Annotated in this window: 14 protein-coding genes; 7 read left to right on the top strand and 7 right to left on the bottom strand. The window is 57.8% G+C overall.

Annotation, left to right across the window (positions count from 1 at the left end; all coding sequences use genetic code 11):
* The first annotated feature begins 205 nt into the window (after positions 1-205).
* Genes tsaD through folK form a run of 3 tightly spaced genes read left to right on the top strand, consistent with a single transcriptional unit; the run spans position 206 to position 2,127 of the window.
* A complete protein-coding gene (tsaD, locus tag FHS30_RS01155) occupies positions 206-1,252 on the top strand; it encodes a tRNA (adenosine(37)-N6)-threonylcarbamoyltransferase complex transferase subunit TsaD (protein ID WP_183907473.1) in 1,047 nt (348 codons plus the stop codon).
* Entirely contained in the window at positions 1,245-1,619 is a 375-nt protein-coding gene (gene folB, locus FHS30_RS01150) for a dihydroneopterin aldolase (RefSeq protein ID WP_183907472.1), read from the top strand. Before tsaD ends, folB begins: the two co-directional genes overlap by 8 nt.
* Positions 1,612-2,127 carry a 2-amino-4-hydroxy-6-hydroxymethyldihydropteridine diphosphokinase gene (gene folK, locus FHS30_RS01145; RefSeq protein ID WP_183907470.1) on the top strand — a complete coding sequence of 172 codons (516 nt, stop codon included), beginning with the start codon at positions 1,612-1,614 and terminating at the stop codon, positions 2,125-2,127. The genes folB and folK overlap by 8 nt, the downstream gene beginning before the upstream one ends.
* On the opposite strand, the gene FHS30_RS01140 is transcribed toward folK, so the two are convergent.
* From FHS30_RS01140 to pomA, 5 genes are all read right to left on the bottom strand, one after another.
* Positions 2,122-3,357, bottom strand: a complete 1,236-nt coding sequence (locus FHS30_RS01140) for a multifunctional CCA addition/repair protein (RefSeq protein WP_183907467.1) — start codon at positions 3,355-3,357, stop codon at positions 2,122-2,124. The two genes, folK and FHS30_RS01140, sit on opposite strands and share 6 nt — an antisense overlap.
* A 62-nt stretch (positions 3,358-3,419) precedes the next feature.
* A complete protein-coding gene (locus FHS30_RS01135; protein ID WP_183907465.1) occupies positions 3,420-3,983 on the bottom strand; it encodes an HNH endonuclease in 564 nt (187 codons plus the stop codon).
* Between the two features lie 495 nt (positions 3,984-4,478).
* Entirely contained in the window at positions 4,479-5,096 is a 618-nt protein-coding gene (locus FHS30_RS01130; RefSeq protein ID WP_183907463.1) for a PilZ domain-containing protein, read from the bottom strand.
* Positions 5,096-6,079 (bottom strand): MotB family protein, encoded by a 984-nt coding sequence (locus tag FHS30_RS01125; RefSeq protein WP_183907461.1) that lies wholly within the window; start codon positions 6,077-6,079, stop codon positions 5,096-5,098. The genes FHS30_RS01130 and FHS30_RS01125 overlap by 1 nt, the downstream gene beginning before the upstream one ends.
* Before the next feature lie 12 nt (positions 6,080-6,091).
* The gene (gene pomA / locus FHS30_RS01120) at positions 6,092-6,853 is read right to left on the bottom strand and encodes a flagellar motor protein PomA (RefSeq protein WP_183907459.1); all 762 of its coding nucleotides are present in this window, start codon (positions 6,851-6,853) and stop codon (positions 6,092-6,094) included.
* Between the two features lie 262 nt (positions 6,854-7,115).
* On the opposite strand from pomA, the gene FHS30_RS01115 reads away from it, so the two are divergent.
* The 4 genes from FHS30_RS01115 to FHS30_RS01100 all read left to right on the top strand — a co-directional run bounded on the left by FHS30_RS01115 (position 7,116) and on the right by FHS30_RS01100 (position 10,971).
* Positions 7,116-7,361 (top strand): exodeoxyribonuclease VII small subunit, encoded by a 246-nt coding sequence (locus tag FHS30_RS01115; RefSeq protein ID WP_183907457.1) that lies wholly within the window; start codon positions 7,116-7,118, stop codon positions 7,359-7,361.
* A 2-nt stretch (positions 7,362-7,363) separates the two neighbouring features.
* A complete protein-coding gene (locus FHS30_RS01110; RefSeq protein WP_183907455.1) occupies positions 7,364-8,254 on the top strand; it encodes a polyprenyl synthetase family protein in 891 nt (296 codons plus the stop codon).
* An 89-nt stretch (positions 8,255-8,343) separates the two neighbouring features.
* Entirely contained in the window at positions 8,344-10,248 is a 1,905-nt protein-coding gene (gene dxs / locus FHS30_RS01105) for a 1-deoxy-D-xylulose-5-phosphate synthase (RefSeq protein ID WP_183909181.1), read from the top strand.
* A gap of 3 nt (positions 10,249-10,251) precedes the next feature.
* Positions 10,252-10,971 carry a leucine-rich repeat domain-containing protein gene (locus tag FHS30_RS01100; RefSeq protein WP_183907453.1) on the top strand — a complete coding sequence of 240 codons (720 nt, stop codon included), beginning with the start codon at positions 10,252-10,254 and terminating at the stop codon, positions 10,969-10,971.
* A 2-nt stretch (positions 10,972-10,973) separates the two neighbouring features.
* Here FHS30_RS01100 and FHS30_RS01095 read toward each other — a convergent pair whose 3' ends face one another.
* A complete protein-coding gene (locus FHS30_RS01095; RefSeq protein WP_183907451.1) occupies positions 10,974-11,396 on the bottom strand; it encodes a response regulator in 423 nt (140 codons plus the stop codon).
* A gap of 45 nt (positions 11,397-11,441) precedes the next feature.
* Positions 11,442-12,344: a diguanylate cyclase gene (locus FHS30_RS01090; protein WP_183907449.1), complete on the bottom strand. Its 903-nt coding sequence runs from the start codon at positions 12,342-12,344 to the stop codon at positions 11,442-11,444.
* Position 12,345: the final 1 nt, after the last annotated feature.

Below are 12,345 nucleotides of genomic sequence, written 5' to 3'. Positions count from 1 at the left end.
TTCATTACCTGACTGTTTGAAATCTCTATCGGGCTCTGCCACATACAGACCCGATTCCAAGGGGCGCAGATTCTATACAGAACAACCTGCAACATCAAGCCCATTCAAGTCCCTATTTTAGACCACCGAAAGTCGGGCTAAGCTGGTAACTGAAGGGCGGCGACTTTATCATGCCCGCCCAGCTTCTGACATCAGTACCTGAACTATGCGCGTACTTGGCATTGAGACCTCCTGTGACGAAACCGGCATCGCCCTCTACGATACCGAGCGCGGCCTGCTGGCCGACGCCCTGTACAGCCAAATTGCGGTGCACAGCGAGTATGGCGGCGTGGTGCCAGAACTGGCCTCGCGCGACCATGTGCGCAAGACCCTGCCACTGATTCAGCAGGTGCTCGACGACGCCGGCATCACGCGCAGCGAGCTGGATGCCGTGGCCTATACCGCCGGCCCCGGGCTCATTGGCGCGTTGATGGTGGGCGCGGGCGTGGGGCGCGCCATGGCCTATGCGCTGGGCATCCCCGCCATTGGGGTGCACCACATGGAGGGGCATCTATTGGCCCCCATGCTGGAGGACAATCCCCCCGACTTCCCGTTTGTAGCGCTCTTGGTGTCCGGTGGACACACTCAGCTGGTGCAGGTCGAGGGCATTGGCCGCTATGAATTGCTGGGCGAATCCCTGGACGACGCCGCTGGTGAAGCCTTCGACAAGGCCGCCAAGATGATGGATCTCGACTACCCCGGCGGGCCCCATATTGCGCGGCTGGCCGAGCGCGGCACACTCGGCCGCTTTACCTTTCCGCGCCCCATGACCGATCGCCCCGGTCTGGACTTCAGCTTCAGCGGCTTAAAAACCTACACCTTGAATACGGTGGCCGAGCACGCCCTAGACAATGGCTTGCCCGACGACCAGACCTGCGCCGACATCGCACTGGCCTTCCAGGAGGCGGTGGTGGGCACGCTGGTGATCAAATGCCGGCGGGCACTCAAGCAGACCGGCTACAAGCGCCTAGTCATCGCCGGTGGCGTGTCGGCCAATAAGTCATTGCGCGAGCAATTGGAGGCCCAGCTGGCGAAGATTGGCGCCAGCGTTTTCTATGCCCGCAAAGAGTTTTGCACCGATAACGGCGCCATGATTGCCTACGCCGGCGCCCAGCGCTTGCTGGCCGGCCAGACCGCCGATCTCGCCATTCAGGTGACACCGCGCTGGCCCATGGATCAGCTCACGCCCGCCGGAACCGACGCCCATGACTAGCGACCGCATTGTCATCGAGGGTCTGCGCGCGCAGACGGTTATTGGCGTGTACGACTGGGAGCGCTGCCTGCGCCAAGAACTGGTCTTCGATTTGTGTTTGGCCACCGACATCCGGCCCGCCGCCGCCAGCGACGACATCGGGCTCACGCTCGACTACAAAACCCTGAGTGACCGCATCATTGAATTCACCGAATCAACCGACCACCAACTCATTGAAACCTTGGCGGAACAAGTTGCCGCGCTACTGCAAACAGAGTTCCGCGTGCGCTGGCTGAGCCTTAAATTATCCAAACCCGGCGCACTGCCGCGGGCGAGCAATGTGGCGGTGTACATCGAGCGGGGCGATCCTGCAGGCCCCCATGGCTGAATTGTTTTTAGGTCTGGGCAGCAACACCCAAAAACACCAACACATTTGCGCGGGCCTGGATGCGCTCCAGTGCGCCTTTGGTGAGCTCAGGGTGTCTTCCGTGTACGAAAGCCTGTCAGTGGGTTTTGATGGCAGAAATTTTTTCAATTTGGTGGTGGCAGCCCAGACGTCACTGTCGCTGGCCGAGACCTCGCGCCTGTTAAAAAAGATAGAAGACGATAATGGTCGCCTGCGCGATGGCCCAAAATTCAGCCCCCGCACGCTCGACATCGACATCCTGACGTACGACCACCTCACCGGTCTGCACGATGGCATTTACCTGCCGCGCGACGAGATCAACTACAACGCCTTTGTATTGCAGCCGCTGGCGGAAATCGCACCGAACCACCGCCTGCCCGGCTCACAAAAAACCTACGCGCAACTGTGGGCCGACTACGATACAACCAAGCAGCAACTTTGGCCGGTGAGTTTTGTGTGGCGCGGCCGCGAACTTTCGCAACATTTATAGCTCACTCAGCCAGCGCCGCTTCACAACCTCAATGGCATTGACGCGCGCACGATTGATCGCGTCCCCCAAGGCTTTGCCCGACACGCCCTGCGCAATTAAATCTTTTGACTGCACCGCTGTGGCGGCCGCCAGTGCCTGCGCCAAATAGTCCGCGGGCGGATACTCGACATCTTCGAAACCGGTGCGCCCCCGGGCGTCGGCCATACAGGCCTGCACAAAAAGTGCGAGCCGCTCCGGGCGTCGAAACGCATCCAGTTTTTGCAACATCTTCAACACCGTAGCGGCCTTCAACTCCAGTGACCGATGACAATTTAAGTGTTGCTCGGTCACCAATATTGCCAACTCGCGGTGCTCTTTGGGCACCCCCATGCGGTCGCACACCGCTTTAACTAACGGCACGCCGCGCACTTCGTGCATGATGTGGCGCGGCAATTCGTCCTTTGGTGTTACGCCCTTACCTAAATCGTGCACCAGTGCGGCGAAGCGCACGCGCGTGTCTTCGGTGGCGCGCACCGCTTGTTGCAAGGTCATGATGGTGTGCACCCCGGTGTCGACCTCGGGGTGATATTCGGGCCGTTGCGGCACGCCCCACAGTCGATCCAATTCGGGCATGATGCGCGCCAGTGCGCCGCATTCGCGCAACACCTCTACGAACACTTCGGGGTGCGTTTCTGTGAGCGCGCGCTGCAATTCTTTCCAGACCCGCTCGGGCACCAAATGGTCCACCTCGCCCGCCGCCACCATCGTGCGCATCAGCTCGCGGGTTTCGTCCGCCACGGTAAACCCCAGCGGAAAATAGCGCGCAGCAAAACGCGCAATGCGCAAAATCCGCACAGGGTCCTCGGCGAACGCCGGCGACACATGGCGCAATTTTTTTGCATCGAGATCGCGCTGACCGCCATAGGGGTCGATCACCGTGCCGTCGTCGTTTTGGGCCATGGCGTTGATGGTGAGATCGCGCCGAATCAAATCTTGCTCTAGGGTCACAGAGGGATCGGTGTGGAACGTAAAGCCGGTATAACCGTGGCCCGATTTGCGCTCTGTGCGCGCGAGCGCGTATTCCTCTTTGGTGCTGGGATGCAAAAAAACGGGAAAGTCTTTGCCTACCGGCTCGAACCCTTGCGCGCGCATTTGCTCGGGCGTGGCACCCACCACCACCCAGTCGCGCTCATGAAAAGGAAAGCCCAACAAGCGGTCGCGCACCGCACCACCCACTAAATAGATATCCACCAAAACTCCAAGCTAGACATTGATAGGCGCAAGGATAACGCATTCGCGTGGTCGGGCGGGAACTACAACCAGCGGCTATTGCGAGAGAACTGCGGGCGCAGATACTCCATTTGATCGCCCCGGATGCGGTCGCTATTCACCAAGGCTAAATATTCAGCATTGTTGGGGCGGTAGGGCAATGCGATCAAGGGCATGTCCACTTCACTGAGCAGAAAATTACTTTTGTGTTGGTTGCAGCGCTTGCAGGCCGCCACCACATTTTCCCAGCGATCGCGCCCGCCCCGGCTGGTGGGGTGCACGTGATCGCGAGACAACTGTAAGAAATTGAAGTGCTTGCCGCAGTAGAGGCAGCGGTAGTCGTCGCGTCGGAACAGCGCGCGATTGGTGAGCGGTGGCACCGTGCGCATGGGCGCCATGTGTGAGCCGCCGCAGGCGATGATCGAGGGTAGTTGTATGCGGCTGGTCAGTCCGGTGAATCGCGACCGACCACCGGTCACTTGGCGCACCACCCCGCCCAAACTCCAGATCACTAAATCGCGGGCGTACAGGCACACCGCCTCTTGCCAATGGATCCACTCGATGGGCTGGCCAGCCAAATTTAGCCGCAAAATGCGCGCCTCAGACATACGCTCTCTCCTTGTTGCACGGGGGGCAAAACAGCGAAAAAAATCGTGTGAAATGGGGGCAACTCGACGCCGATAGCCGAGCTCTGGGGGCAAACACAATGGGGTTGGGGGCTATTGCGAGGGCGAGGGGCCTAAAGGCCGTCACGGTGGGCGGCAGGGGCTTGTCACTTATTGGGCAAGCGCGCTGGTAGAAGGCCATTTCCTCTTAGGTGGTTTTACCCAGTGTATGAAATTTAATCACTGGGTCAACCTTTTTTACCGCGGTTAAATTGCACTGTGCGACTGCGGGCTAGAACGTAAAACGCCGCAACACGAATGCTGCGGCGTTTACAGGATGACCCTGGATCCATCGGGGTATTTATGCGGCTTCGATCCGTCTAACTCCCTGCCATCGTCCTTGATCCGTGTCCATACGCGGCGCATTCTCTGCTACTCACTGAGGGCAGTGATAGTCGTCATTGACTACACGGCTTGTAAGCCATTGCTTACAAGACGCTATTTTGTGCGCGGCTTCACAGGCATTCTTTGAAGTTCGTGTTGCAGCTCAGAACTGGCCTCCATCTGCTGGCGGTCGCGCTGCTCACGAATTAACCAACCCTGCTTGCGCACAATGTGCTGAATTAGCACTTCCTGGTCGTAGGGGCTGAGCGACATGAAGTTCACCCGCAGATAATGGCCTGCATCCGTGGACTGACAATCGAGTACTTGACCATAGGTGGCGAGGTGTGTGCCCTCAGGGCGCAGCAGTAAATCCAGGCTCAACACCTTGCCGGGTGGCACGTGTTCGTCGGCCACAAAGGCCATACCACAGGCACTGATGTTGACCTCGCGCACCTTGTGAGCAATGTCTCGCACCAAGCGGCTATCCAATTCCAGCTGGGCCACCACGCAATTAATTTTCTTATTGAGCGTGCCCAACAGCTCCACTAATACCTCGGAATCCACCTGCGGCAGCAGCGCCTCGATGGTGTTTTCATAGCGCGACAACAGGCTCATGGTATCCATGGGTTCATTGTCTCGCTCCTGCCGGCTGTCGGCTTCGGCGTCCGTCAACACGCGGTAGGCAACACCCACTCGATCGTTGATGCGAAAAAAGCGGCGGCGCTCGCTCATCAAAACACCTCGCTTGGATCGAGTTCAAACAAGTACTCTGGATCTAGATTTAAATCCCGCAAAATATCTTGCCCCTCTTCTTTCAGCACTTCTAAGTCGGCATCTGAAATGTCTGCATCCAGCCCCTGCTGAATGACGATTTCCACCCGTCGATTGCGCGCGCGATTCTCTGAATTATCGTTGGCCGCCAGCGGTTTAGTATCGGCAAAGCCCGACACCTGAAAGCGTCGAGGATTGACCTCATTGCCCCGCATCAGCTCCTGCGCCACCGACACCGCGCGGCTCGACGACAGCTCCCAATTGGAGCGAAAACGCGCAGTGGCAATGGGCACATTGTCGGTGTGACCCTGCACTTCGATTTTGCCGGGTTTAGCGCGCAGCACCGCGCGAATCTCTTCCATGACGTCCGCATAATTGCCCACCAACTCCGCCGAGCCCGAGCGGAATGAGCCCTTTTCACGGATGCGGATGATGATTTTTCGACCCTGAGTCTCGATTTCAATTTCACCGGCCACAATTTGATCGTGCAGAGACTGCGCCAGCTCGATGGCATCTTGCTCGGTTTGCTGAATCATTTCTTCGAGCTTTTGCTTCAAGCGCGCCTTGATGCCGGCCTCATTATTTTGTTCGCCCTGCTCGATGTCGTACTCTTCATTGCACTGGACCTCCAAGCTCATCTCGGTGACGTCTTCGGTCTTTTGCCAGATTTCATTGATGGGCGTAGGGTCGGGAATACCGGGGCTAAATTCCTGCGCAATGATGCTGGTGCCCTTGGGCACATCGTCAACATTCAATTTATTTTGCACGCCAAAGGCCAGCGCCATGGAACCCGCTAGGCGCTTAAACTTCAAGGCGTCCATTTCCGAAAACGACAGCAACAGTACAAAAAAGCACATCAGCAGCGCCATCAAATCGGCAAAGGTGCCCATGTAGGCCGGCAGACCCGCCGGCGGGCATTTACAATCGTGTTCTTCGTCGGCCACAGCCTTCGCCCCTTAGCCTGCGTCTGCCGCTTCGCGTTTGCCCTCGGGCAGATAGGTGCGCAGCATTGAGTCAATGACTCGTGGGTTTTGACCGCCCTGAATGGCCAGTAGGGCGTCGATGACCAGACTTTTGGTCATCGACTCTTCGGCGGCGCGCAGCTTGAGCTTATCGCCCATTGGCCCAAATAAACCGTTGGCCATAATGGCGCCGTACAGCGTGGTGAGCAGTGCCACCGCCATGGCCGGGCCAATGGATTTTGGATCATCCATGTTTGACAGCATCGCCACCAAGCCCACCAGTGTGCCGATCATGCCCATGGCCGGCGCCGTCTCCGCCATGGCTGAAAAGATGGCCGCGCCCGCCTCATGGCGCTCAACGGCCATGGCTTTGTCTTTCGACAGCAAGGTTTTCACCACTTCCGGATCATGGCCATCCACCAGCAACTGAATGCCGCGCTGTAAAAAGTCGTTGCTCACCTCTTTGCCTTCGAGGCTCAACAAACCACCTTTGCGCGCCGCATCCGCCAGCTCCACTATCTCGGCAATGAGATCCACGGGATCCGTGCTTTTAAACATGAATGTCTTGCCCGCGATCTTCATCGCCGAAAGATAGTGGGCCAAGCCAAATTTGATCATGACCGCGAAAATAGAACCGCCCACCACGATCACAAAGGACGGGGCGTCGGCAAACATACCGAGATTGCCCGCCATCATCATGGCGGTCAGAATAAGGCCGATGGTGCCCAGCAGCCCTATGAGCGTGGCTAAATCCACAAAACACTCCTTAATCGCGAAGATGCCACAAGCCAGTTCCGGGCATCCACTAGGGTTATCGTCCAGCGCCCAGTTTTCTAAACCAAGCGGCCACAGAATGAGTTTAGTTAGGAATATGGGTTTAGCATGAAATTGCTCACAAGTTTGATGCCGCGCATAAACCCGATTGACCGACCCGCACCCCTCGTATAGGGTTGCGGGTTTTCAATTTGCGGGTGCCGCAGCGCACTTAGCGCCATAGGCCCAGCCGAGGAACAGCCCCATGTCCAGCCGAAAAAAGACCCCAGATTTTGAGCAGTCGCTGGCCGCACTGGAAACACTAGTGGCGCGCATGGAGCAGGGCGACCTGACACTGGAAGAATCCTTGAAAGCGTTTGAGGAGGGCATCCAACTGACCCGCGAATGCCAAGCCCGACTGCAAGCGGCTGAGCAGCGCGTCAACCAGTTGATCGAGAAGAACGGCGAGCTGTCGCTAACGCCACTGGAGCAGCCTGAGCAAGGCGAATAACCATGCACCCACAGCTCACCCAACTGAGCCAAACGGTGCGCACTGCCGTCGATGCGCGCCTACATCAAGCCACTACCGACTTTGCCGGCGATGGCGCGCAACTGCGCGACGCCATGGCCTACAGCCTCACCAATGGCGGCAAACGGGTGCGCCCGCTGCTGGTCTACGCCAGCGCCATGGCCATCGGCAACCCACGCGGGGTGCAAGGGCTGGATTGGCTGGCCGCCGCGGTGGAAGCCGTGCACGCCTACAGCTTGGTGCACGATGATCTGCCGGCCATGGATGACGACGACCTCCGACGCGGCAAGCCCACGGCGCACATTGCCTTCGACGAAGCCACTGCAATTCTCGCCGGTGACGCCCTGCAAACGCTGGCCTTCGAATTAGTCGTTCACAGCCCCTTTTGCGCCGATCGCCAAGTGGCACTGGTGCGCACGCTAGCCCGCGCGAGTGGCGCCCGGGGCATGGTGCTGGGCCAAGCCATAGACCTTGCCGCGGTCGACCAGCAGCTGACCCTCGAACAGCTGGAAACTATGCACAACTATAAAACCGGCGCACTCATCGGCGCGGCGGTGCACATGGGCGCACTGGCGGCCGGCGCCAACGACACCCAATTAAACTTGCTGGCCACCTACGCCCGCGCCATTGGGCTTGCGTTTCAAGTACAAGACGACATTTTGGACGTCATCTCAGATACCGAAACCCTCGGCAAGCAACAGGGTGCAGACCGCCAACACAACAAGCCCACCTACGTGTCGCTGCTCGGCCTCGAGGCCGCCCAAGCCAAAGCGAAGGAGCTGCACCTGTGCGCAGTGCGCGCACTGGAAGCATTTGGCCCCGCCGCCGACGCCCTGCGCCAGCTGGCGGATTACATCATCGAACGGCGCGCGTAACCGCGCCGAATTGGCGCTAGTCATTTGGGGCACTGACGCCTAAAATGGCCGATCCGGTGAATAACGCCCGCATAGATAACAGCCACGCCATGTTTAACGAGATACCCCGTCAGCGCCCCGCCACGCCCCTACTCGACCGCATCGAAACGCCGGCCGACCTGCGTGAACTCGACGTCAGCTTACTGCCTCAGGTAGCCGAAGAGCTGCGCCACTTCCTGCTTTATAGCGTGGGCCAGACAGGTGGGCACTTTGGCGCGGGCCTGGGCGTGGTGGAACTGACCGTGGCGCTGCACTACGTCTACCAAACACCGGAAGATAAATTGATTTGGGATGTGGGCCACCAGACCTATCCCCACAAAATTTTGACCGGCCGCCGCGACCAAATGCTATCAATGCGCCAAAAAGGCGGCCTTGCGGGCTTTCCCAAGCGCAGCGAGAGCCCCTACGACACCTTTGGCGTGGGCCATTCCAGCACCTCGATCTCGGCGGCACTGGGCATGGCCTTGGGGCACGAAATGGCGGGGCTGCCGTACAAAACTGCGGCCATCATTGGCGACGGCGCCATGACCGCCGGCATGGCCTTTGAGGCACTGACCCATGCCGCGCACACCGAAACCGACATGCTGGTGATCTTGAACGACAACAACATGTCCATTTCGAAAAATGTGGGCGGCCTTGCCACGTATTTTTCCCGCATTTGGGCCAGCAAAACCTACAACGCCCTGCGCGAGGGCAGTCGCAAAGTGCTGTCAAAGATCCCCTCGGCCTGGGAGCTGGCGCGCAAAACCGAAGAGCACATGAAGGGCATGGTGTCACCGGGCACCTTGTTTGAGGAGCTGGGTTTCAATTACGTGGGCCCCATCGACGGCCACGACACCGAGCGACTGGTGCGCTACCTCAGCAATATGCGCGACATAAAAGGCCCGAAACTGCTGCATATCATCACCCAAAAGGGGCGCGGCTTTGCGCCGGCGGAAGCCGATCCCGTGGGTTACCACGCGCTCAACAAGATTGAACCCAAAGCGCCCGTGCAAGACACCAGCGCCGTCAAAAAGCCTAAATATCAAGAAGTGTTTGGTCGCTGGCTGTGCGACACCGCCGAACAGGACCCACGTTTGGTGGGCATTACGCCCGCCATGTGCGAGGGTTCAGGCATGGTGGAGTTTGCCGCGCGCTTTCCCGACCGCTACCACGATGTGGCCATCGCCGAACAGCACGCGGTGACGCTGGCCGCGGGGCTGGCCTGCGAAGGCCAAAAGCCCGTGGTCGCCATCTACTCCACATTTTTACAGCGCGCCTATGATCAACTGGTGCACGACGTGGCCATTCAAAACTTGGACGTCACCTTCGGCATCGATCGCGCAGGCTTAGTGGGTGAAGACGGCCCCACCCACGCCGGTGCCTTTGATCTCAGCTTCATGCGCTGCATCCCCAATATGATCATTGCCGCGCCCTCAGACGAAAACGAGTGCCGCGCGCTGCTCAGCACCGCCTACCAATACCCGGGCCCCGCCGCCGTGCGCTACCCCCGCGGCACCGGCACCGGCGCGGCCACAGCCAGCACACTCGACACACTGCCCGTTGGCCAGGCCCGCTTGGTCAGACCGGGCAAGCAGGTCGCCATTTTGTGTTTTGGCACGCTACTGGGCGCAGCCCAACAGGCCGCAGAGGCATTGAATGCCACCTTGGTTGACATGCGCTGGGTGAAACCCTTGGACGAGGCGCGGATCATCGATCTTGCTGGCAGCCACGCACTGCTGGTGACCCTGGAGGAAAATACCATTGCCGGCGGTGCTGGCTCTGCGGTGTCTGAATTTTTAAATAGCCAAAATATCAGCCTGCCACTGCTGCAACTGGGTTTGCCCGATCACTACATCGAGCACGCGAAACAGGCGGAAATGTTGGCGGCAGCCGGACTGGATGCCCACAGCATTCAGCGCCGCATCAGCGAGCGACTGGCGCAACTGCCACTGCAAAGCGCCGCTAACGGTTAAGTCGTGCAGAAATCGTCCGCGATCATATTTTTAGCTGCTGCCGGTGTGGTGTTTACCCTGGGTAAATGCACGAGCGGCCCCGCGCCGTCAGAGGTTGCGGCAGAATCTGAAGCGAGTCAGCGCTACGCCGAATTGAAAGCGGAGCGTCTGGCCCGACAGAATCAGCAGGGCGACTTGAGCGGCGCAATGCAACGTTTAGACGAGCTCGGCTTGGCGGATGCTTCGCTGTACCGCTGCGTTAAAAAAAGCGTGTCGCAAGCGCTGGCAACTACCACGCAACACACTATGTCTCAGCCCACCGACTTGCGCCGATTGGAATGCCGCAAACAGGGTATCCGGCGCGTCACTGGTCTGGAGCATTTTACGCAGCTGGAAAAACTAGACCTCACCGGCAATTCAATCGCCGATGTAGCGCCCATCGGAAAACTGTATCAACTGCGCGAGCTGATACTGAACGACAACAAAGTCAGCAGCATCTGGCCGCTGCTGAATCTCGATAAGCTTACTAAGTTGGGGTTGCGCAACAATCCAGTACAGGATCTGCACTACGTCGGGGGCTTTGATCAATTGGGATCGCTCGACTTCCGCCTAACCAGTCAACAGCGGTGCGACTATTTGGTTGACATCAAATCGGCGCTCAAACGCAGCAAGGTGAAATTGTCGGTGCCCAGCCGCTGCAAAGATGAGTTTGGCGAGCCGGCCTCAATCAGCGAATTTGAATAACCTTAATCACTCGCACAGTTCGGCAGCAGCGAGGTGTTAATCCAATACTCCATAAACACGTTTAGCTTAGTCTTGAGCTCCTGTAAACCCACGGGTTTAGTGATGTACCCACTTGCGCCCCACTGGAAACTTTGACGAATATCTTTAGGGTTGTCGGAAGTCGATAGCATCACCACGGGTGTCACCACATGCACTTTCGATTGCTTTACCCAGCGTAGAAATTCAACGCCGCTCTGCCCGGGCAAACTCACATCAACCAACATAACACCTATGGGTGCAGGCTGACCATCGAGATAGGATTGCGCAGTTTCGGCGCTGGGCAGGTGCACTACTTCCACCGAATGCTCAGCCAAAGATGTTTGAATCAACATGGCGTGATCCACATTGTCTTCGAGTAACAACACTCGCATGCGATCGGTATTCATGGAGCCACTCCGGCAAAATTATATTGCTCAACATCAGAGCCGGAATTAGCTCGCCTCGGAACTGATCCGGTTTCTACCTTCACCTTTGGCGCGGTACAACAATTGATCGGCCTTCTCCAGCAGCTCAAGGGCCGGCTCGCCAGTGCTGGCCACCAGACCACAACTCACCGACAAAAACACGTCTTTGTCGCCAACGTGAATCGGGCGCTCATTCAAAAACTCGGTCAATCGCAGCAAACATTTTTGCGCCTCGTCTGGATTTGTCTTGGGAAAGACAACCAAAAATTCATCGCCCCCAAAGCGCGCGGCAATATCGTCATCGCGCTGCACAGAGCTCATGGCGAGCGCTAAGTGTTTAAGCGCCGCATCGCCCACCTGATGCCCATAGGTATCGTTAATCAGTTTCAACTCATCCATATCCATAACGGCGCAACTAAAATCGCCGCCGTAGCGGTTGCGTTCACTGATCAAACGATTGATTTCGCGCAGCGCAAAGCGTCGATTGTAGAGACCTGTCAGCGAATCGTGCCAAGACTCTTCGATGAGTTGATTGAGAATATTTTGGCGATCGAGCGCATGGCGAATTACGCGCTTCAAAAGATTGGGCGTCAATTCGCTTTTACAGACAAAATCGGCGGCACCTTTTTGCATTAATTTGGAATCTATCTGCTCGTCTTCCATCACGGTAACCATGACCACGGGCACACCGGTAAACCAGCCCAACATGGACTCGCTGGTACCATCGGACAACAAGTAATCCAGCAGTACCAAGTCAAACGGAGGGTTCGATGCCAACTGAGTTTTCACTTGATCGCGGTGATGACATTGCGTGAGGTGGTAGCTCAACCCAGTCTTACTCAACAGCGAGCGCATGATAAGTTGATGATCATCGGAATCCTCAACATGCAAAATGCGTAAACCCAGTTTTTCATGTACAGCTTTCGGCACT

This window comes from Simiduia aestuariiviva (genome assembly GCF_014192475.1).
GTDB classification, from domain to species: Bacteria; Pseudomonadota; Gammaproteobacteria; order Pseudomonadales; family Cellvibrionaceae; genus Simiduia; species Simiduia aestuariiviva.
Note: the sequence above shows the minus strand (reverse complement) of the source record. Positions and strands in the feature narration are given on the sequence as shown.